The organism is Variovorax sp. HW608 (genome assembly GCF_900090195.1).
Classification (GTDB): domain Bacteria; phylum Pseudomonadota; class Gammaproteobacteria; order Burkholderiales; family Burkholderiaceae_C; genus Variovorax.
In genome coordinates, this window is sequence record NZ_LT607803.1 from 2,037,901 (window position 1) to 2,057,297 (window position 19,397).

The window sequence follows — 19,397 nt, forward strand, 5'->3', positions numbered from 1 at the left end:
GGGAACCGGCGAATCGGCGAATTGGCGAATTGGCGAATTGGGAATGGGAGGGCTACTTGACGCCGGTCATGGTGATGCCGGCGATGAACTGGCGGCGCGCCAGCAGGAAGCAGAGAACGATCGGGGCGGTGACGATGGCGGCGCCCGCCATCAGCGCGCCGTAGTCGGCGCCGGCCTCGGCATCCGCGAAAAGCAGCATGCCCAGTGGCGGCGGCGCCAGCCTTTCGTCCGAGACCACGATCAGCGGCCAGTACAGGTCGTTCCAGTGCGCGACGAGGGAGAACACCGCAAAGGACGCGAGCGCCGGCAGCGACCCGCGCAGCACCAGGCCCCAGCAGATCTCCATCTCGGTGAAGCCGTCCAGCCGCGCCGCTTCGATGATCTCGTCGGGGTAGCTTCGGAAGGACTGGCGGAACAGGAAGATCGCGAACACCGAGAGGAAGAAGGGCAGCATCTGCGCGAAGTAGGTGTTCAGCAGCCGGGCCTGCGCCAACCCCACGTACAAGGGCAGCGCGAGCGCCTGGATCGGTACGCACAGTGCCGCCACCACCAGCGCCAGCAAGAGGCCCCGCCCCGGGAAGCGCAGCTTGGCCAGTGCATACGCGGCAGGCACGGCAGTGGCCACCTGCACGATCAGGATGCCCAGGCAGATGATCACGCCGTTGAGCATGAAGCGCCCCATCGGCACCTGCGTGGCCGCCTTGCCGAAGTTCTGCGCGAACGCGAAGTGCTCGGGCACGGGCCACAGCGAAACGCTGAAGATCTCGGCCGGTGCCCGGATCGAGGTGAGCGCCATCCAGTAGAACGGCAGCAGCATGCAGACGGCGCCCGCGGCGAGCAGCAGGAGCGTCGCGACGCGTTTGGACGGGCCGGCCATCAGTAGTGCACCTTGCGGTCGAGATGCAGCGTCTGCCCGATCGACAGCGCGAGCACGATGACCAGGAACAGCAGCGTCAGCGCCGCACCATAGCCGGTCTTGCCGTAGTCGAAGGCTTCGAGGTAGATCGCGTACAGCAGCGTCTCCGACCCCGACTTGCCCTTGGTCAGCACGGCCACGGTCTCGAAGACCTTGAAGGCGGAGATCGAGGTCGTGACGACGACGAACATCGTCGTCGGCCCGAGCATCGGCCAGGTGACGGTGAGGAAGCGGTCGACGGGGTGTTTCGCGCCGTCCAGGCGCGCGGCCTCGTAAAGGTCTTTCGGGATGCCGGTGAGGCCGGCCAGGAACAGCACCATGTTGAAGCCCAGCACCTGCCACACGCCGATCAGGGCCAGCGTCGGGATCACGAGCTTGGGGTTGGTGAGAAACGCAACCGGCTCGAAGCCCAGGGCGCGGATCACGGCGTTCACCGGGCCGAGCGCGGGGTGGAGCACGAACTGCCAGACCGTCGCCATGGCGACCAGCGTGGCCGTGACCGGGAGGAAGTACGCGACTTCCCAGAAGCCGCGGCTCCTGGTGCAGCCGTGCACCAGCAACGCGGTGCCCAGCGCGAGGACGACACCCAGCGGAATCACCAGCGCAGCGTAGAGCGCGGTGTTGGCCAGGGCGCGCAGGAACACCGGGTCGCCGAAGGCGTGCACGAAGTTGCCCAGGCCGACGAAGCGGAAGGACACGGCGCCCATCTCGTAGTCGGTGGCGCTGAATCCAAGCAGGGCCAGAAGCGGCAGGATGTAGGTCGCGATCAGCAGCAGCACGGCGGGGGCGACGAACAGCAGGCCCAGCCTCAGGCCCCGGCTTTCTGCGCGGCTGCGCTGGCGTCGGGCCGGCCGGGGCACGGCCAGAGGGAGGTCGATGGCGCTCATGCGGCTTCCGGTCGTTGCGCGCTATGGTCCAGGCGTGCGCCGTTGGCGCCGAAGAGATGGGCACGCGAGGCCGTGAAGCCGAGGGCGGTCCGGCCATCGGCGTCGATGCCGGCGTCGGCGCCGCCGGCCTGGCGCAGCGTCAGGGTGGTGGCTGCCTGGGCTTCGACCTGCAGCGTCAGGTAGCGGTCGGCGCCGTGCATCTCGGTGCGCAAGACGCGCGCGGGGATGCCATCGCGCACAACGTGCAGGTCTTCCGGTCGCAGGCCCAGCGTGGCCATACCGTGCTGTCCCGGGCGGGCCGCCAGGTCCAGGGCCCGGCCAAACGCATGGACGCGCCCGGCGGCGTTGATCTCGGCCGGCAGGAGGTTGATCGCGGGCGTGCCGATGAAGCTGGCCACGGCCAGCGAAGCCGGGCGCTCGTACAGTTCGGCCGGCGTGCCCACCTGCAGGATGCGCCCACCCTCCATCAGCGCGATGCGGTCGGACATGGTCATGGCCTCGATCTGGTCGTGCGTCACGTAGACGAAGGTCGCGCCCAGGCGGCGGTGCAGGGCCGACAGCTCCTCGCGCATCTGGGTGCGAAGGCGCGCGTCCAGGTTCGACAGCGGCTCGTCCATCAGAAAGGCCGCGGGAGCGCGCACCAGCGCCCGCGCCAGCGCCACCCGCTGTCGCTGGCCGCCCGACAGCCGTGCCGGCTTGCGGTCCAGCAGGGCGTCGATCTCCAGTGTCTCGGCGGCGCGCCGCACCTCGGCGTCGATCTCGCGCAGGGTGCCTCGGCGCCCCGATACCAGCGGTCCGACCAGCGGCAGCCGAGCGGCCAGCGGCAAGCGGCGCATGCGAAGCGGCGCCGCGATGTTCTGTCGCACGGTCATGTGGGGGTACAGCGCGTAGCTCTGGAACACCATCGCCAGGTTGCGGTCCGCGGGGTCGGTGCCGGTCACGTCGCGCCCACCGATGGCCACCGTGCCGCGGTCGGGCTGTTCCAGCCCGGCGATGATGCGCAGCAGCGTGGATTTTCCGCAGCCGGACATGCCGACCAGCGAGAGGAATTCGCCTGGGCGCACCGCCAGGTTGATCCCGTGCAGTACGTCGGCGCCGCGGAATGCCTTGCCGACGCCTGCCAAGTCAAGCGACTGTGCCTTCATTTCTTGTGACCGATGCAAACAAACCGTGGATATTGGCTCGGCATTGCGACGGGTCGATGACGGGTGTTGCCCGCGATTGACGCGCCGCCTGCGCGGGCGCGGAGAATCGAGCATCCTCGATCAAGGAGCGACATGAGCTTTTCCGTAATTGCCGTCTTTGGTGGCGCCGGCTTTGGCGCGTTGCTGCGCTGGTGGCTGGGCGGCTGGCTGAACCCCGTGTTTCCGACCGTGCCGCTGGGCACGCTGGCCGCCAACCTGATCGGCGGCTTGCTCGTTGGTGTCGCCAGCGCCTTCTTCACCCACAACGCCAGCCTGCCGCCCGAGTGGCGGCTGCTCGTCATCACCGGCTTCATGGGCGGACTGACGACCTTCTCCACGTTTTCGGTCGAGGTCGTCACGCTGATTGGCCGCCAGCAGTACGGATGGGCGCTGAGTACGGCCGGCGTGCACCTTGCCGGCTCGCTGCTGCTGACGGCGATCGGCATCCTGCTCAGCAACGCGCTGTTCGCCAAGGCCTGAAGCCGAGTTCGAATTGCCCGATACAGGAGGTCACCATGCAAGGCGTCTATCTCAAGTTCTACGTGCAGGAGAACCGCCGCCATCACGGCATCCTGGCCTACGAATGGCTGCTGGAGGAGGCCAGGAAGGTCGGCATCCACGGCGGCTCGGCCTTTCGCGCGATCGCGGGATACGGCCGGCACGGGCGCCTTCACGAGGAGCACTTCTTCGAGCTCGCGGGCGACGTGTCCGTGGAGGTCGGCTTCGCACTCACCGACGACGAGGCCCGGAGCTTCCTGGACCATCTGGCCGGCGAAAGACTGAAGCTCTTCTACATCAAGGTCCCGTTGGAAATGGGGGTGGTCGGGGGCGAACCCTGACCGCGACCTGGGCCAAGGCTCGAAGAATCTCGATGAATCGCTGAGTCTTTGCCGGCAGCAGCCGGCTCTCGGTGATCGCGTCATGCCGGGTTACAGGCCGGCCAATTCCGTCCGCTCGGATGCCTCGGGTTTCAGTCGAGGCCAGCGCGCAGCGTGACTTTATTGCTACCAAAGCATTCAATTCAAGGCTTGAAAGGGTCGATGTAACAGATTGTGTGAGTTATTTCCTCTTGAAAGTAATACCGACGGATTAACTTCGAAAGTATTCACTTTTAGAGGAGACGTCTGTGAATCCCGTTTTCAAAAGAACCTCTGTCGCGCTGGCATTCCTCACCATTGCAGGTGCCTCTTCGGCTGCGAATTGCGGAAACGACAAGGATGTAGGCAAGGCCCTTTGCGAGCATTCCTCCGCGGCGCCTGCGCCTGCGCCTGCGCCTGCGCCTGCACCTGCACCTGCACCTGCACCGGCACCCGCACCCGCACCCGCACCCGCACCTGCGCCCGCACCGGCACCGGCACCGGCACCGGCACCCGCACCTGCGCCCGCACCCGCACCCGCACCCGCACCCGCACCCGCACCCGCACCCGCACCCGCACCGGCACCGGCACCGGCACCGGCGCCCGCACCCGCACCCGCACCCGCACCGGCACCCGCACCGGCGCCCGCACCGGCACCCGCACCGGCGCCGGCACCGGCACCTGCACCGGCACCCGCACCGGCGCCGGCACCGGCACCTGCACCGGCACCGGCAGCAGCACCTGCAGCAGCACCGGCACCGGCAGCAGCACCTGCAGCAGCACCTGCAGCAGCCGCAGCCGCCGCAGAAGTGCCCGCCAAGAGCGCCACGCCCGCAGCCGCCGAAGCGACAACCGTGCAGGCGGCAGTCAGCGTGGCAGCACCGCCTCCGCCGCCGCCCGCATCTGAGAACGAAACGCTGCTCTTTGCCGCCGTTCCTTCGCAGCTGCGCCAGGCTGATCTCGCCATGATCGGCAACCTGCATCGCCGCGTCGGTGATACCGGACCCGCACGCGGTGCCTGGGCGCGCGTCATCTACAGCGATCTGGATATCCAGCAGAGCGGCGGCGTCGGGCCGTCCAGCAGCGGCCATGTCAGCGGGCTGCAGGCCGGCAGCGACCTCCTGGCCGCGGACAACTGGCATGCCGGGGTCTTCGTCGGTTCGCTGGACGGGAACGTCGACGTGAGCGGCAACGCCCGTGGCGTCTTCGGCAGCGTCGGCCGCAACGATCTGCGGTCGGGCTACCTCGGCGGCTATGCGACCTGGATGGACGCGACCGGCTGGTATGCCGATGCCGTGCTGCAAGCGGGCGACCATCGCTATGACGTACGGTCCAACGCAGATCTGCCGACCTCAGGCAAGGCGCGCAGCTACTCGACATCGCTCGAAGCCGGCAAGTCTTTCGCGCTGGCAGGCGCCTGGAGCATCGAGCCGCAGGGGCAGCTGATGTACCTCAGCACACGATTCGACGACGTCTGGACCTCCAGCGCCCGCGTCCACCAGGACGCCGAAGGCGGCTGGATCGGCCGCCTCGGCGTGCGCATCAAGGGCGAGCTCTTCACTGCGGCCGGCCGCCTGCAGCCCTACGCACGCGTCAACGTATACCGCGCGGCTTCGGGTTCAGACGTGGTGACCTTCACAGGCCTCGCTGGCGGCGCCAACCGTGTCTCTACCGCGAGCGGCTACACGTCGACGGAAGTCGCGGGTGGCTTTTCGCTCGCGCTGACTGCCGCCACGATGATCTACGGCGAAGTGGGCAGGTTGTTCAGCAGCGGCGGCGACGCGCGGGTGAAGTCATCGGTGCAAGGCTCGCTGGGCGTGCGCGTGTCCTGGTGATTCGAAAAGCGGGGCGTTCGTTGATCACCAAACCCTTGCCGCTTGCATGCCGGCATAGCGATGAATCCATTTCAACGCGACCGTCTCTGCGAGGCCCTGGGCAGCATCCTCGCTGGCGCGGAGCTCCTCGGCCAGGCACATGACGCGGTGACGGGCAAAGTCGAGAGCGGCGCCCACGGAATCGCAACCCAGGCCCGCGAGCTGATCCTTGGCGCGGGCCAGTTCAGCGCGGATGACGTTGACGGGACGAAGATCGTGTTCCATGTCGCTCTCCTTGTCTGGCACTGAGTTGCGGCAAGGTCGACGCGGGTTCTGCCTGATTGGCAGAACGCGACCGGCCATCCGGCCGATGCAACTTGCGGCCTACCGGGAGGCCGCGCTCCTCGGCCAAAAAGCCGGACACGGCGGTGGGGGACATGAGTAATATGGAAGTGGTCGATTTGGCTTGCACGGAGTTACGTCTTTGCGGCTCACAAGACACTTGCTCGGGTTCCTGCTGCTGTGCGTCGCGAACCTGTTCGCGTCGTCGTTTGCTTGCGCGCAATCTGCCGACGCCTCGTCGGCGGGGGCGCGATCCAACAGCGTCGTCGGCATCGTCGAAGGCGACGTCACGCTGATCCGCCAGACCATGCGCTACACGCTCGCCGAGGGCGTGGTCCTGAATGAACAGGACATCATCGAGACAGCACGCGGCGCATTTGCCCAGATCGAGCTCCCCGGGGGCGTCCTCGTCGGTATCGGTGAATCGACGCGGCTGATGCTGCGGCCTCGCGTTGGCAAGGGGCTGGCGACGCCTTCGCTCTACCTGCTCGAGGGCTGGCTCAAGACCACCGCCAGCGGGGCCTTCGGCTACGTCAGCCCCGGCGTCGAGGTGGCGACGCAAGCCGCCGCCGCCGTCATCTACACCAAAGGCGCGCAGTACGAGCTGTTTGTCGAAACCGGCACCGCCAAGCTGACGCTGCGCGATGGCACGCAGACGACTGCGCAACTGGCCGCCGGCGACTTCGCACAGCGGCGCGAAGGCGGCGCACCGACGGTCGGCGCGCGCGCCACGCCCGACTTCCTCGGCAGGCTGCCGCGCCAGTTCCGCGACCGGCTGCCGGCGCGCGGTGAGCAGTTCGCCAAGCGCAGCGTCGCACCCAAGGCGCGCGGCGACATTGCGTACTCCGACGTGGCCGCGTGGCTGCGCACCGAACCGGCGCTAAGGCTGCCGCTGCTGCCGCTGTGGAAGTCGCGCGCGGCCGACCTGAGCTTCCGTGCGGGCGCCAAGGCCGATCTGGCCCAGCACCCCGAATGGGAGCCCTATGCCGACCCCGAGGGCTATGCGCGCCGCCTGGCCGAGGAAGCCGAGCGTCGCCGCGCCCGGGAAGCTGCCGCGGCAGCGGCTCGGGCCAACCGGGCGGCTGCAGCGGCTGCGGCTGCGGCCGCCGCTGCAGCCTCGACTGCACCTGCACCTGCACCTGCGGCCGCGCCCGCAGCCTCGGGCACCAGCGCCGGGCGGGGTACATCTCAGTGAACCTTCTCCCGTCGGGCCGCAACCCAGCGACTACTGACAACAGGCCTGGAGAATCTCATGCGCCTTCTGTTCAAGTTCAATCTGATCTTCCTGATTGTCTTCGTCGCCGGTGTGCTCGGCGCAGGCAAGATTTCCTATGACCTGTTGCAGAGCAACGCGAAGCAGGAAGTGCTCAACCATGCGCGCCTGACCATGGAAAAGGCCATGGCGGTACGCGCCTATACCCAGGACCAGATTCGCCCCTTGCTCGAAACGCAGTTGAAGTACACGTTCCTGCCCCAGACGGTACCCGCCTATTCCGCCACCGAAGTGCTGGCGACACTGTCCAAGACCTTTCCCGACTACACCTACAAGGAGGCGGCCCTGAACCCGACCAATCCGCGCGATCGGGCCGTCGACTGGGAAGCCGACATCGTGAATCGTTTTCGCACCCAGGCCGACCAGAAGGAGTTCGTCGGCGAGCGGGAGTCGGGTACCGGACGGGCGCTCTACATCGCGCGGCCCATCCGCATCACGAACGGCGCCTGCCTGGCATGCCACAGCACGGTCGAGGCGGCGCCCCACACGGTGATCGACAAGTACGGGCCGGCCAACGGCTTCGGCTGGCAGATGAACGAGGTGATCGGCGCACAGGTCGTCTCGGTTCCCATGACGGTGCCGCTGGCGCGCGCCGAACAGACGTTCAAGGTCTTCATGGCTTCGCTCATCGGCATCTTCGTGGCCATCGGCATCGTGCTCAATGTGATGCTTTACCTGCTCGTGATCCGACCGGTGGCTGCGCTGTCGAAGGTGGCCAACCGCGTCAGCCTGGGCGAACCCGATGTGCCGGAATTCGCGGTGCGCAGCCGTGACGAAATCGGGACCCTGGCGCAATCGTTCACGCGCATGCGCCGCAGCCTCGATCAGGCCATCAAGATGATCGACACCTGAGAGGTCCGCCACCCGTATGTCGATGCCCACGCACGTCGGACCGTATTCCATCCGCGCCGTGATCGGCTCGGGCGCGATGGGCATCGTGTACCTGGCGCACGATCCGGGAATCGACCGTGCGGTGGCGATCAAGACGATCCACCGCGGCCTGCTCGAATTGAGCGACGACCAGGGCGTGGCGGCGCGCTTCCGCGTGGAAGCCAAGGCGGCGGGGCGACTGACCCACCGCAACATCGTCCAGATCTACCAGTTCGGCGAAGACGCCGACTGCGCCTACATCGTCATGGAGTACGTTGCCGGACGAAACCTGCGCGACTATGTCCAGGCACCGCGCAAGCTGGAGGTGCCGCAGGTGCTGTGCGTGATGACGCAGCTGCTCGACGGCCTGCACTACGCCCACGAGCGCGGCATCGTGCACCGGGACATCAAGCCGGCGAATCTCCTGATTGCCGATGATGGACGCCTCAAGATCACCGATTTCGGGATCGCGCGAACCGAAACCTCGAACCTGACCCGCGCCAACATGATCGTCGGGTCGCCGGGCTACATCGCACCCGAGCAGTACACGGACCGCGAGATCGATCGCCGCGTCGATATCTTCTCGGCGGGTGTGCTGCTCTATCGGATGATGAGCGGGACGACGCCATTCGTCGGCACGGACGACGCGATCATGTACAAGATCGTCTACGAGCCCCACAAGCCGCTGAGCGAGGTGACGAACGACGCCGCACTCAAGCCCTTCGATGTGGTGCTGGACAGGGCGCTGGCGAAGGATCCGGCGCAGCGCTACCCGAACGCGCTGGCGATGCGAACCGCGTTGCTGGCGCTCGCCACGGAGGCGGTGCCGGAGGTGCTCCCGGCCCACATGCTGATGCCGCCGCTGCTCGAAGGTCTGGAGGCGAGCCCGACCGTCCCGAAGGCGCGCGGCGCGACCGAGATCCCGGTGACGTACCCGCCGATCGTGCCGACGGTGCCGGACTCGGCGCGGCCCCCCCTCGCGCCGTCGAAGTCGCTGCCCGGCACCAGCCCGCCCTCGCTTCCCCCCTCGCTGCCCCCTTCGATCCCCCCACCCACCGGCTGGGACACCGCCTTGCTGACCGAGGTCGAACGCGAACTGGCCCAGCATGTGGGCGCGGTGGCGCGCGTGCTGGTGCGCCGCGCCGCGCGTGGGGCGTCTTCGCTGGCCGAACTGCGCCACGCCGTCGCCGGCGCGATCGTCGACATCGATGCGCGCGAGACCTTCCTGGCCAAGGCCGGCGCGCCGCGAACCCAGAGCGCGGTGACGCAAGCGCCCGCTGGTTTCCATTCCTCGAGAACCGACGGCGCAGCGCCGAGCGGCGCGCCGATGCGTGAAGGCGATGTCGACAAGGCGGCCGCCGCACTCCTTTCCTCGCTGGGACCGATTGCGCGGGTCGTCGCGAAGCGCTGCGCCGCGAATTCCAAGACCCGCGAGCAATTCGTTGCCAGCGTGATGGAACAGCTCACGCCCGCTGTCGATGCCCGCCGCGTGCTGGCCGACCTGTGGCGAGCCTTGGGCTGATTTCGAAACGGGGCCGCCGTGATCGCGCTGCATGTCGTGCGCCGCCCCGGTGCCTCCGAGCCCGATGCGACGGCGCTTCCCCTGCCGCCCGAGGGCCTCGTCATCGGGCGTTCGCACGAATGCGACCTGGTGCTGGCCGACCCGCTGCGCAGGGTGTCGCGCCAACATGCACAAGTCATCCCGCTCGGCCAGGACGCGCTCGTGCACTGCATCAGCAGCACCACCCCTTTGTGGGTGAACGACACCGAGCTGGCCCCGGGCGATCAGATCGCGCTGTCGGTGGGCGACCGCCTGCGCATCGGCGGGTTCGAGCTTGCTGTCGAATGCATCGCCGCGCCGGCCGCTCCGCGCGCGCGCCTGGACCGCTGGTTCGAACTGAACGGCGCGCTCGATCCGCTGGCTGCGCAATCGCCGCTGCCGGAGGTCGCGCCGTCTCCGGACCTGGCACCGCCGCCCGAGCCGGCGTCATCGAGTGCCGTGGTGTCGTGGGACACGAATCGGCTGGTCGTGCGAACCGGCTTTCCGATGGCGAAGAGCGCGCCTTCGATGCCACCGGCTCCGCCGCCCGTGCAAGCCCCTGAGTCGGTGGCGTCGGCGGTGCCGGCGCGGCCGTCGGCTCGGGTTGCCGAGGGTGGGCCGCCGGAACTGGCCGAGCTTGCGGCGGCATTCGGTCGCGGCGCCGGACTCGACGGCGCCCACGTGCCGCCGTTGACGCCGGAATGGATGGAGCATCTGGGGGCGCTGCTGCGGGCGACCGCCGAAGGCACGCTCGCGCTGCTGCAAAGCCGTGCGGTCGCGAAACGCCACATGCGCGCCGAGGGGACGGTGATCGCGCCGCGCCACAACAACCCGCTGAAGTTCTCGCCCGACGCCACCGAAGCGTTGACCCGGATGTTGCAGCGTGAGCCGAGCCCCGGCTTCCTCGACCCCGTGGCGGCCTTGCGCGACGCCAATCGCGACCTGCTGGTGCACCAGGTGGCGATGGTGGCCGGCATGCGCGCTGCGGTGTTCGAGCTCTTCTCCCGCCTGGGTCCCGAGGCCGCCGAGAACGCGGAGGGCCCGGCGCGCGGCATCTTTGCGCGCTTTCCCATGCTCCGCGCCGCGGCCCTCTGGGAACGCCATCGGCTGCAACACGCCCACTTGCTCGAGCACCTGGATGACGACTTCGAGACCATCTTCGGACGGGAATTCCTGCGTGCCTATGAAGCCCAGTCGCACGTCAACGTCGACGCCCCACCACCGGAGGCGCCATGGCCCAACGTGCGCTGACCGTCTCGGTCGCGGCGCTGTCGCGAATCGGGCGGCGCGAGTGCAATGAAGACGCCTTCGGCTATTGGCTGGGCGCCGACTCCCTGGTTGCCGCCTTGTGCGACGGTGCCGGCGGGCACGGCGGCGGCCAGGTGGCCTCGCGGGCGGCCGTGACGCATGTGCTCGAGGCCTTCGCGCTCCAGCCCGAGGTCAGCCTGAACGCGCTGAAATGGCTCGTGCAAGGGGCCAACGACGCAGTGGTGGCGCAGCAGGTGGCCGGTACCCTGACGGCCGACATGCGCACCACCATCGTCGTGCTGCTGCTCAACCTGCGCAGCGGCGCGGCGCTCTGGGCGCATGCCGGCGACTCGCGCCTGTACCGCTGGTATGACGCCCGGCTGCTCGGGCGCACGCGTGATCAGAGCCTCGCGCAGAGCCTGTGCGATGCCGGGCTGAATGCGCGCGACGCCGCCCCGGGGCAGCTGACTTCGGCGCTCGGCTCGCCCGAAGGCTTCGACCTCGAGGTCCTGGAGACGCCCCAGGTGCTCGCTTCCGGCGATGCCCTGCTGCTGTGCAGCGACGGCCTCTGGTCGGCCTTCGACGATGCCGCGATGGCGCGCAGCCTGGCCGGTTGCACCAATGTCCAGGCCTGGCTCGATCGCCTCGAAGCGGATGTGCAGCGGGCCGATCGCAACGACCAGGACAACTACTCCGCGCTCGCGATCTGGTGCGAGGCCGGTTGAATACCGAGCAGTTCGAGCACCAGCGCCGGGTCCGGTGGCCAGGCCGCAGGCCGCGCAGCGACATCCTGCGCGGCGGCGAGCGGCCACCAGAGGCTGGCCGGCTCCGGCGGCCAGGCCTCGGCGGGTTTGAATTCCTGCTCTCGGCGAGGCGGCAAGGCGGCGATCGCGGCTTCGAGCGCGTCGGGTCCATCGGCGACCGCGCCGAGCAGCGACGCGAGCCGGGCGGCGTTTTCATGAGGCGAAGGCGGCGCGTTGAAGCGTTCCGCCAGCGTCAGCGGAAAAGCGCGTCCGACACGATCGTGTGACGCCGTGATGATGCCGCACCAGATCTCGCCGGGCGCTGGCAGCGCCAGGTAGCGCCACGGTGCGAAGCTGCCCAGGCGTTCGCGCAGCGCCGCGGCGTCCAAGGTCGTGGCGGCGAGGGCGAGGCCGCGCTGCAGCCAGCCATCCCAGTCACTGCGCCAGCGCGCGGGCAGGCCGCGGCCGACGAAGTCGCCACGCGCGGGCAATTTGCCATACCAGGAGACGCGACGCGATGACGACTTCACCATGATGTCTGCGGGCAATGAAAGGCGGCCAGGTCGCGCAGGGTCCAGATATCGGCGTCGGGCGTGCCGGCTGCGCTCGCCTCGACGTCGAGGGTCCGGGTGTCGACGGCGAAGGTGAGGAGCGCGGGCGCGCCGCGCGCGCCCTTCCAGTCGCCGCGCAGCAGCACCCGAACCCAGGCGAACGGACCTTCATGGATCTCGGCGCCGACCCCGGTGGGGCCGGGGGGCAGCACCCGCATCAGCACTTTTTGGGTCGAAGCCGGTCCCGGCCAGACCAGCTCCTTGGCGCGTGGCGGGCCGTTTTCGAACCGCAGGAGCTGGCCGTCGACATCGATGCTGAACTGCAGCAGCTCGCCGTCCATGCGCTGCGGCGTGAGGCGCAGCCTGAGCTCGGGCAGCGGTGCACCCTGGGGAAAGAACAGGCTGCCGATCGCCGCTGCGCGCTCGAAGGCATCCGGGTTGCCCGCGTTGGCGCCTGCGCTGCGCGGCTTCCACGGCCGGCTCGTCGTGTCGACGCGTTCGGCCAACTGGTTGCGCCGGAATTCGTCGAACAGGCCACCGGGTCCGAACAGGCGGGCAAAGTCGGACGGCGCCATGTCCCGCACCGCGGTGGCAGTGAACGGAAAGCGCTCGCGCGTCAGCGCGCTGCAAGTCTGCGCGAGCTCGACCAGCGCATCGTCGAAACCCGGCTTGGCACCGCCGCGCGAGCGGATCAGTGTCCCGAGGTCGAGGTAGACCCGGCGCAGCGCCGCGGGCGCGCCCGCAGCCTCGGTGCGCAAGGTCGCGTCGAGGTCGGCGCGGGCCGTCTCGTCGCGCTTGCCGGCGACCAGGGCGTGAAGGCGGTCGAGCGCTCGCGGCCCGGGGCCCGCCGCGTAATCGCCGAGGGCGCCGAAGCGGGCCCGGAGCAGGCCATCGAAGGCGACATCGGCGGCGCTGCCGCCCTGCGAGCTGGCGCTGAACTCGTCGGCCAGGCGCGTCAGCAGGCGGCGCAGCGGCGAATCAGGTGCCGTGAGTTCCGTGGCCTGGCGCGACGCGTCACCGGCGTCGCTGCTGGGTGCCAACGCAAGGGCATCGAGCTGGCGCGACCAGGCGGCGAACACGCGTTCGGCCTGGCGCTTGCCGACCTGGGTGGCGATCTCGTCGCGCCAGGCGCGGTCCTTCTGCAGGCGTCGCACTTCGCCGCCGGTGTCGCCGAGCACCCAGTCCGCCTCGCTCGCGAGCGCATCGAAGGTCGTCTCGAGCGCCGGCGCCAGATTGCGCCGCCAGTCGCCGGCGCTCGAATGGGCCGGCATCGGCCCGGCGCTCGACGCTGCGAACAGGAGGGCGCTGGCCGCGCCGAGGCGTGTCGGAAGATCCTGCGGCGGCTCGGGATCGGGAACGCGTCGCAGCAGGCGCTCGTGCACGCGTTGCGCCAGCGGCAGCGCCGCGAGGGCGCTGCGCGCCGTGCGCACGCCGGCATCGTCGGGGCGCATGGCCTCGGGCAGCCCGCTGCGCTCGAGCAGGTTCCGGGCATGGCGCGCCAGTTCGCCGCGTTCGCCAGCGCCGCTCGCCTGCGCCAGCGTCTCCTCGACCCAGCCGCGCAACTCGCCGCGGACCAGCCGCTGCGGGTTGGCGAGCATCAACGAGGCGCGCAGCGCCTCATAGCGTGTTGCGCTGTCCTCGGCCTGGCGCAGATCGCGGCGCAATCGCTCGATGAGCAACGGCGCCAGGCTCCGGTCGAGCATCTCGCGGTAGACCTGTTCCGCCGAGCGCGCCAGCCGCGGTCCCTGGAACAGCCCGAAGCCGAAGCCGGCCGGCGGCTCATCCGGATCGATGCCGTCGTTCGCGGCCAGATGCTCGAGCAGCGAATAAAGCGGCAACACCTGCTCGAGCCCTGCCGATTCCAGGGGACCGATGCGCTGGGTCAACTGCTCGACGCGGGTGCGCACGGCGTCGACATAGGCGAGGTTGCGACGGTAGCTCTGCCACCAGAGGGCAGAGGCGGCCAGCAGGACGGCGCCGGCGAATGCCGCGCCGAAAATGGCGGCGCGCCGGCGCAGCCGCAGCCGCTGCAGCCGCTGGCCAGCCAGGGGCGCTTCGGCGATCACCAGGCGCTTGAGCAGCGCGTTCAGGAAGAATGATTTGCCGCCGGCATCCGGGCGCGGCAGCGGCTTGAGCGACAGACCGTGGCTGCGCGCGAGTTCGCCGATCACCCGGTCGATCGGATTGCCCTCCTGCGTACCGCTCGTCAGCGCGAGGGAACGCAGGCGCTGCGCGGGCTCGGCGGCAATGCCGGCGAAGGCCTCGCGCACGAAGCCTTCGAGGGGCGCGAGCAGGGCCTTGAACTGTGCCGCGAACGCATAGATCGGCAGGCGCAGCTGCGGCGTGCGCTGCTGCTGCAGCAAGCCGGGACTGCGTTCGGCGAGGCGCTGCGCGAGGTCGTCGAGGGCTGCTGCGAGATCGACCGGGATGCCTGCCACGCCGGGGTCGAACACCAGGCCCCAGAGCTGCTCGCGTTGCGCGGCATCGAGGTCGCCGAAGGTTTCGACGAAGCCGGCGAGCAGGTCGGCCTTGGTCACCAAGAGGTAGATCGGAAAGGAGAGATCGAGCTCGCGGCGCAGTTCTTCCAGGCGCGATGCGACGGCTGCCGACTGGCGCCCGAGTTCCGCGCCGCCTTGCAGCAGGTCGGGCACGCTGACGCTGACGATCACGCCGTTGATCGGCTGCACGGGCCGGTGCCGGCGCAGGAGCGCGAGGAACTGCTGCCACTCCCCGGCGTCGACCGCGGCGTCACTGTCCTGCGTCGTGTAGCGCCCCGCCGTGTCGATGAACACGGCGTCCTCGCTGAACCACCAGTCGCACTGGCGCGTTCCGCCGATGCCGGCGAGCGGGTCGCGTCCGAGCTTTTCTGCGAGCGGAAAGCGCAGACCCGAATGCAGTATCGCGGTGGTCTTGCCGCCCCCGGGCGCGCCGATGATCAGGTACCAGGGCAGCTGCTGCACCTGTCGCCGGCGCTGCCACCAGCGATGCGTGCCTTGCGCCCCGATTCCCTGCCGCAGCATCGCGAGCGCCTCGCGGAAACGCTGGCTCAGCTCGGCGCCGGCGTCGCCGGATTCGAGGCCCTTCAGCAGCCGCTCGTTGCGCCGCCGCGCCAGCAAGGCCCGCAGTCCGCGCAGGCCGGCCAGCAGGGTCGCCACCAGAGCCAGCAGGACAATGCGCGCGCGCATGCCATCGAAGGGGTGCCAGCTGCCGAAGGCGACGAGCGGTGCCGCGATCCACAACAAGATGCCGGCCGCACCGAGGTTGACGGCGCGTTGCACGAAGCGTGGCAACGCCTTCATTGCGGGAACAGGACGATCTCGACGCGTCTGAGGGGCGCGCCGGCCGCGGCGTCGACGCGGGCCTCGACCGCCAGCCGCTCATCGCCGAGTTGTGGCCGCAGGATGTCGGCGGCACCGCGCGCCCATTCCATCGCCTGATGCCAGGCCGAGGGCATGCGTGCCGTCGGGGGATCGCTGCCATCGGTGTAGCCGACGACAAGCACCTTGCCCGGCAGCTTCTTCAGCGCTGCGCCCAGGCGCGTCAATGGCCCGGTGGCGTCGCCGAGTGCATCGGCGCTCACCACGACCACGCTGCGCAGCGCCTCGTCGCGCACGGACAGCCGTCCCGCTTCGATGTCGCCCTGCAGTTCCGGGGCCAGACGCGGCGGCGCCGTCGCCGCGGCCGCGACCGGCTGCGCGGCGACGGTGGATGCCGGTACGAGTCGCTGCAGGGCCGCCAGCACGCCGTCGACGCGCGCTGCGAGCTGAAGCTGGCTGGCGCTGTAGATGCCCACCGCAAGCACGCCGAGCAGCAGGACCGCCGGCAAGGCGACGCGCGGCGCCCGCGGCGGACTCGCCGCAGCGGCCGCGCAGTGCCACGAAGCGACCAAGGCCGGAGCCGGCGCCGCCTGTTCGAGCGCGAGGTGCACGCGCGTGCGCAGGATCTCGTGGTCGCGGCTGCCCAGGGCCATGCCCGCGCGCAGCCCGAGACTCAGGCAGGTATGGAAGAGTTCGAGCAGCGCGCGATGCTCGCGCGGCTTTTCGGCCAACCGCGACAGCAGGCGCAGCAATCTGTCGCCGCCCTCGGCTTCGCCGTGAAAGCGCTGCAGCAGTCCGGCGCCGCCCGCGCCCCACGGCGCCGCGCCGAACTGCTCGTCGCCCCAGGCACAGAGCACGTAGCTCGCGGCCGCGACGCCGGCCTCGTCAACGCCGGCGACGCGCGCATTGGCTTCGAAATGGGCCACTGCCGCAGCCAGCGAGCGGCGCAATTCGGCCGGGTCGGCCGGCGTCGCCTCGCCAAGGCGTGCCACCAGGGCAACGAGGGGGAGGGCCTCGACGCGCAGCGCGCGCGCGGCGGCCGGCTCGCCCGCGCGATCCGGCGCATCGGCTTGCATCATTTGGCCCACCCCAATTGCAGTCGGCGTGCCTGCGCTTCGAGGCGCGCACGCGGCACCAGCGATCCATCCGGCAATGGCAGGACGGCACGCCACTCCGAGCGCTCGATTTCCCGAAACGCACCGAACACCGCGACGGCACGCGCGTCGCCGCGCAGCTCGAGGTCCAGTTCGCGCGCTTCGCCGGGGCGCAGGTAGAGACTCTGGCGCGCGAGCATGTTCGGCCCGAGGGTGGCTTCGTCATCGTCGTAGAGGCTGTCGAAGCTCGCCTTTTCGAAGCTGCTCGCGTCGCTCAGCACGTAGACCCTGAGCGCCAATGAGGCAGACGCATCGCGTGCATCGGTGTTCAGGCTGCGCTGCGCCTGCACGAGCAGCTGCAGGTTGCGTTTGGGTCCGGCCAGCGCCGGCGCCGGCGCGGGGTTGAACATGAAATTCACGACCATCGAGGTGTTGACCCAGGGAATCTGGCGCTCCGAGGTGTCGCGCAGCACCTTGATGCGGACGGTCTTCATCATTTCCTCGACATCCACGCCAGGGGTTCGCATCTCGGCGGCGAGGTGACGCGTGTAGATGCTGTTGCCGCCGACCGGGCCGTCCTCGGCGACGCGCCCCGGCGCGGCGGAGAAGGCGATCAGGGCACCTGGCGCCGCCATCTCGGCCAGGCCGTTGGCGTTGCGCGAAGCGCCGCGCATCGCGAAGGGGTCGTTGCGGCAGGCATCGATGATGAAGATGCGCGCGCGTGGACGCACCCGATCGATATGCGTGAGCAGCGCCTCCTGCATGTCGATGGCCTCGTCGCGCACTTCAGCCTCATCGCGCAATGCGATGTCGACCGGCAGCAGGAAATTGCGCCCGCCGATCTGTACGCCGTGCCCGGCGTAATAGAAGACCGATGCCACCTGATCGTCGTCCATGCGGCGCGCGAATTCCCGCAACACGCGCTTGAAGTCGCGGGCATTGAGATTGAGATACTCGCCGACCTCGAAGTTGAGGGAGCGCAATGTCTGCGCGACCAGGCGAGCGTCGTGCTCGGGGTTGTTCAGCGGGATCTCGGGGTACCGCCCGTTGCCGATGACGAGTGCGACACGGCGTTGGCCAGCCGACTCGCCCGTGGCCCGCGGTTGCGCGAGGCCGGCTCGGCTCCACCAGACGGGCACGAAACCGAAGCCAAGGCAGGCGAGCAGGCGACGGCGGTTCATGGTGCGGCCGAAAGAATGGATGCTGCGGATCTCGAGGGCTCCACTGGCGATCGCATCCCATTCTCGGTGGAGCGCTGCGGCGGCACAAGGGGAGGGCGGGGCGGGCTGGGCGCAGCCCGGCCCTGGGGGCGCTCATGAACCGCGGAACTGCACACGACGGTTGATGGCGGCGTACGGATCGGTGTCTTCGATCGGCTGGCTCGGGCCGTACCCGACGGTCTTCAGGCGAGCGGCATCGATGCCGTGCTCGTGAACGAGATAGTCACGCACGGCGCGAGCCCGGTTGCGCGACAGCTCGAGGTTGTAGGCCGGGCTGCCCGAGGCGTCGGTGTGACCTTCGACCGTGACGATCTTTCCTGGTGCCAGCAGCTTGATGCCCTTGGCGAGTGCGTCGAGCTGGGTCCGTGCGGCCGGAAGGATCTCGGCGGAATCGAAGGCAAACTGCACCGGCAAGGACAGCGCCGAGGCAGCGCTGTTCGCATCGGCACGCACGACGCGTGCCTTGTCCGAGGGATGCGCCGATACGCTCACCCGGGAAGCCGTCGCCATCGCCGTGGTTTTCACCGTGGCCTTGGCCGGGGCCGCGGGCGCATCGTCGAGCAGGCGAATCGAGCGGGTGTTGCCGAGCACGTCCGCCACGTCCTCCGGGATCACGAGCTGGCCTTCGCGGTAGACCATGACCTTCTCGGCCTTCGCGGCGGGGGCGGCGATCATTGCCACGGCGGCGGCGAGGGCGAGGGCGAGGGTGCTGAGGTAGCGGATCATTTGAGGCTCCTGAGGCGTTGGGGTCGTCGATGCCCATGGGTTGCGCGCACCGTCCGCCCGGTTCAATCTTTGTCGACCGAGCCGATGCCGCGAATGGAGCGTGTCACCGCCGGATCGCCGTGATAGCGCACGTGGCCGATGCCGCCGATGCGCACTGCCAGCGTGTTGCTGGCGGCGAGCTGCGCCTTTCCGTTGCCGTCGATGGCCACGGTGGCGCGCTCGCTGGCGAGCCTGGGTGCGGAATAGCTGCCGATGCCGGCAATATCGAGTTGCTGTGCCGTCACCTGGCCGCCGCCAACGGCGACATCGCCGGAGCCGGTGATCCGAACGTCGAGGCTCTGCGCGTTTTCCAGACGCTCCACGCGGATCGAGCCGCCGCCCGCCAGCACCAGTGCGAGGGCCTCGCTGCGCAGCGGCCCGATGCGGGTCGTGTTGATGGTGCGCGACTCGAAGGCTCGCAATGTCTTGACGCCGAGCTTCATCCGGATCGGCTGCTCTGTCTCGACCTTGCCGTCAATGCCGATGACGAGGCGCCGACCGTGGACCTCGGCAGTAATCTTGCGCAGCACCGCGGGCTCGGCTTCCAGGGTCAGCGACTCGCGCGGGCCCTGTTCGACGCTGAATTCGCCGGGGACGGTGGACACGACTTCGTCGAAATCGGCGACGCTGCGGGTTTCGGTGGCTGCCTGTGCCGGCCCGGAAGGGGTTGCGGCAAGGACTGCGGCGCAGCCGGCGGCGAGGGCCGCGGCCCGCAGCGATGCCGCAACGGGGAAGAAGGCTTGTGCGAACCAGTGCATGACGGGGACTCCAGGCCA

The 19,397-nt window shown here is 69.4% G+C and carries 19 protein-coding genes; 8 read left to right on the forward strand and 11 right to left on the reverse strand.

All coding sequences use genetic code 11. The features are described 5' to 3' along the window. Positions 1-52: 52 nt before the first annotated feature. Genes VAR608DRAFT_RS09440 through VAR608DRAFT_RS38230 form a run of 3 tightly spaced genes read right to left on the reverse strand, consistent with a single transcriptional unit; the run spans position 53 to position 2,948 of the window. Positions 53-877, reverse strand: coding sequence for a carbohydrate ABC transporter permease (locus VAR608DRAFT_RS09440; protein WP_088953832.1), 825 nt, complete (start codon positions 875-877; stop codon positions 53-55). Beyond that, a complete protein-coding gene (locus tag VAR608DRAFT_RS09445; RefSeq protein ID WP_088953833.1) occupies positions 877-1,803 on the reverse strand; it encodes a carbohydrate ABC transporter permease in 927 nt (308 codons plus the stop codon). Before VAR608DRAFT_RS09445 ends, VAR608DRAFT_RS09440 begins: the two co-directional genes overlap by 1 nt. Continuing rightward, positions 1,800-2,948 (reverse strand): ABC transporter ATP-binding protein, encoded by a 1,149-nt coding sequence (locus VAR608DRAFT_RS38230; RefSeq protein WP_088953834.1) that lies wholly within the window; start codon positions 2,946-2,948, stop codon positions 1,800-1,802. Before VAR608DRAFT_RS38230 ends, VAR608DRAFT_RS09445 begins: the two co-directional genes overlap by 4 nt. A gap of 132 nt (positions 2,949-3,080) precedes the next feature. Here VAR608DRAFT_RS38230 and crcB point away from each other — a divergent pair, with 132 nt between their 5' ends. After that, positions 3,081-3,467: a fluoride efflux transporter CrcB gene (gene crcB, locus VAR608DRAFT_RS09455; RefSeq protein WP_088953835.1), complete on the forward strand. Its 387-nt coding sequence runs from the start codon at positions 3,081-3,083 to the stop codon at positions 3,465-3,467. 35 nt (positions 3,468-3,502) lie between these two features. Next, the gene (locus VAR608DRAFT_RS09460; protein ID WP_088953836.1) at positions 3,503-3,826 is read left to right on the forward strand and encodes a DUF190 domain-containing protein; all 324 of its coding nucleotides are present in this window, start codon (positions 3,503-3,505) and stop codon (positions 3,824-3,826) included. 330 nt (positions 3,827-4,156) lie between these two features. Here VAR608DRAFT_RS09460 and VAR608DRAFT_RS37585 read toward each other — a convergent pair whose 3' ends face one another. Beyond that, complete coding sequence (locus tag VAR608DRAFT_RS37585) at positions 4,157-4,696, reverse strand: hypothetical protein (RefSeq protein WP_157730760.1); 540 nt, start codon at positions 4,694-4,696, stop codon at positions 4,157-4,159. A gap of 20 nt (positions 4,697-4,716) precedes the next feature. On the opposite strand from VAR608DRAFT_RS37585, the gene VAR608DRAFT_RS37590 reads away from it, so the two are divergent. Further along, positions 4,717-5,679 carry an autotransporter outer membrane beta-barrel domain-containing protein gene (locus VAR608DRAFT_RS37590; RefSeq protein ID WP_157730762.1) on the forward strand — a complete coding sequence of 321 codons (963 nt, stop codon included), beginning with the start codon at positions 4,717-4,719 and terminating at the stop codon, positions 5,677-5,679. Between the two features lie 24 nt (positions 5,680-5,703). On the opposite strand, the gene VAR608DRAFT_RS36890 is transcribed toward VAR608DRAFT_RS37590, so the two are convergent. Beyond that, positions 5,704-5,943, reverse strand: a complete 240-nt coding sequence (locus VAR608DRAFT_RS36890; protein WP_157730764.1) for a hypothetical protein — start codon at positions 5,941-5,943, stop codon at positions 5,704-5,706. Positions 5,944-6,160: 217 nt separating this feature from the next. Here VAR608DRAFT_RS36890 and VAR608DRAFT_RS09475 point away from each other — a divergent pair, with 217 nt between their 5' ends. The 5 genes from VAR608DRAFT_RS09475 to VAR608DRAFT_RS09495 are packed head-to-tail and all read left to right on the forward strand — an operon-like array spanning position 6,161 to position 11,656. Next, positions 6,161-7,195, forward strand: a complete 1,035-nt coding sequence (locus tag VAR608DRAFT_RS09475; protein WP_088953839.1) for a hypothetical protein — start codon at positions 6,161-6,163, stop codon at positions 7,193-7,195. A gap of 57 nt (positions 7,196-7,252) precedes the next feature. Continuing rightward, the gene (locus VAR608DRAFT_RS09480) at positions 7,253-8,125 is read left to right on the forward strand and encodes a c-type heme family protein (protein WP_088953840.1); all 873 of its coding nucleotides are present in this window, start codon (positions 7,253-7,255) and stop codon (positions 8,123-8,125) included. A gap of 16 nt (positions 8,126-8,141) precedes the next feature. Next, positions 8,142-9,665, forward strand: coding sequence for a serine/threonine-protein kinase (locus VAR608DRAFT_RS09485; RefSeq protein ID WP_088953841.1), 1,524 nt, complete (start codon positions 8,142-8,144; stop codon positions 9,663-9,665). Positions 9,666-9,683: 18 nt separating this feature from the next. After that, a complete protein-coding gene (gene tagH, locus VAR608DRAFT_RS09490; RefSeq protein ID WP_088953842.1) occupies positions 9,684-10,934 on the forward strand; it encodes a type VI secretion system-associated FHA domain protein TagH in 1,251 nt (416 codons plus the stop codon). Next, positions 10,916-11,656: a PP2C family protein-serine/threonine phosphatase gene (locus VAR608DRAFT_RS09495; RefSeq protein WP_088953843.1), complete on the forward strand. Its 741-nt coding sequence runs from the start codon at positions 10,916-10,918 to the stop codon at positions 11,654-11,656. The genes tagH and VAR608DRAFT_RS09495 overlap by 19 nt, the downstream gene beginning before the upstream one ends. On the opposite strand, the gene tagF is transcribed toward VAR608DRAFT_RS09495, so the two are convergent. The 6 genes from tagF to VAR608DRAFT_RS09525 all read right to left on the reverse strand — a co-directional run bounded on the left by tagF (position 11,620) and on the right by VAR608DRAFT_RS09525 (position 19,379). Next, positions 11,620-12,207 (reverse strand): type VI secretion system-associated protein TagF, encoded by a 588-nt coding sequence (gene tagF / locus VAR608DRAFT_RS09500; RefSeq protein WP_088953844.1) that lies wholly within the window; start codon positions 12,205-12,207, stop codon positions 11,620-11,622. The genes VAR608DRAFT_RS09495 and tagF overlap by 37 nt on opposite strands. Further along, the gene (gene tssM, locus VAR608DRAFT_RS09505; protein WP_172843829.1) at positions 12,201-15,503 is read right to left on the reverse strand and encodes a type VI secretion system membrane subunit TssM; all 3,303 of its coding nucleotides are present in this window, start codon (positions 15,501-15,503) and stop codon (positions 12,201-12,203) included. Before tssM ends, tagF begins: the two co-directional genes overlap by 7 nt. 17 nt (positions 15,504-15,520) lie before the next feature. Then, positions 15,521-16,621 carry a DotU/TssL family secretion system protein gene (locus VAR608DRAFT_RS09510; RefSeq protein WP_088953846.1) on the reverse strand — a complete coding sequence of 367 codons (1,101 nt, stop codon included), beginning with the start codon at positions 16,619-16,621 and terminating at the stop codon, positions 15,521-15,523. Continuing rightward, complete coding sequence (gene tssJ / locus VAR608DRAFT_RS09515) at positions 16,618-17,817, reverse strand: type VI secretion system lipoprotein TssJ (protein WP_088953847.1); 1,200 nt, start codon at positions 17,815-17,817, stop codon at positions 16,618-16,620. Before tssJ ends, VAR608DRAFT_RS09510 begins: the two co-directional genes overlap by 4 nt. A 132-nt stretch (positions 17,818-17,949) precedes the next feature. Next, entirely contained in the window at positions 17,950-18,582 is a 633-nt protein-coding gene (locus VAR608DRAFT_RS09520) for an OmpA family protein (RefSeq protein WP_088953848.1), read from the reverse strand. 62 nt (positions 18,583-18,644) lie between these two features. Next, positions 18,645-19,379, reverse strand: a complete 735-nt coding sequence (locus VAR608DRAFT_RS09525) for a head GIN domain-containing protein (RefSeq protein WP_088953849.1) — start codon at positions 19,377-19,379, stop codon at positions 18,645-18,647. Between the last annotated feature and the right edge of the window lie 18 nt (positions 19,380-19,397).

Excerpts from the sequence above, each read along its gene's own strand:
- VAR608DRAFT_RS09495 (WP_088953843.1), top strand. The coding sequence starts at position 10,916 with ATGGCCCAACGTGCGCTGACCGTCTCGGTCGCGGCGCTGTCGCGAATC.
- VAR608DRAFT_RS36890 (WP_157730764.1), bottom strand. The coding sequence starts at position 5,943 with ATGGAACACGATCTTCGTCCCGTCAACGTCATCCGCGCTGAACTGGCC.
- VAR608DRAFT_RS09485 (WP_088953841.1), top strand. The coding sequence starts at position 8,142 with ATGTCGATGCCCACGCACGTCGGACCGTATTCCATCCGCGCCGTGATC.
- VAR608DRAFT_RS09480 (WP_088953840.1), top strand. The coding sequence starts at position 7,253 with ATGCGCCTTCTGTTCAAGTTCAATCTGATCTTCCTGATTGTCTTCGTC.
- VAR608DRAFT_RS09460 (WP_088953836.1), top strand. The coding sequence starts at position 3,503 with ATGCAAGGCGTCTATCTCAAGTTCTACGTGCAGGAGAACCGCCGCCAT.
- tssJ (WP_088953847.1), bottom strand. The coding sequence starts at position 17,817 with ATGAACCGCCGTCGCCTGCTCGCCTGCCTTGGCTTCGGTTTCGTGCCC.
- VAR608DRAFT_RS09510 (WP_088953846.1), bottom strand. The coding sequence starts at position 16,621 with ATGATGCAAGCCGATGCGCCGGATCGCGCGGGCGAGCCGGCCGCCGCG.
- tagF (WP_088953844.1), bottom strand. The coding sequence starts at position 12,207 with ATGGTGAAGTCGTCATCGCGTCGCGTCTCCTGGTATGGCAAATTGCCC.
- VAR608DRAFT_RS09520 (WP_088953848.1), bottom strand. The coding sequence starts at position 18,582 with ATGATCCGCTACCTCAGCACCCTCGCCCTCGCCCTCGCCGCCGCCGTG.
- VAR608DRAFT_RS09445 (WP_088953833.1), bottom strand. The coding sequence starts at position 1,803 with ATGAGCGCCATCGACCTCCCTCTGGCCGTGCCCCGGCCGGCCCGACGC.
- VAR608DRAFT_RS09525 (WP_088953849.1), bottom strand. The coding sequence starts at position 19,379 with ATGCACTGGTTCGCACAAGCCTTCTTCCCCGTTGCGGCATCGCTGCGG.
- VAR608DRAFT_RS38230 (WP_088953834.1), bottom strand. The coding sequence starts at position 2,948 with ATGAAGGCACAGTCGCTTGACTTGGCAGGCGTCGGCAAGGCATTCCGC.
- crcB (WP_088953835.1), top strand. The coding sequence starts at position 3,081 with ATGAGCTTTTCCGTAATTGCCGTCTTTGGTGGCGCCGGCTTTGGCGCG.
- VAR608DRAFT_RS09440 (WP_088953832.1), bottom strand. The coding sequence starts at position 877 with ATGGCCGGCCCGTCCAAACGCGTCGCGACGCTCCTGCTGCTCGCCGCG.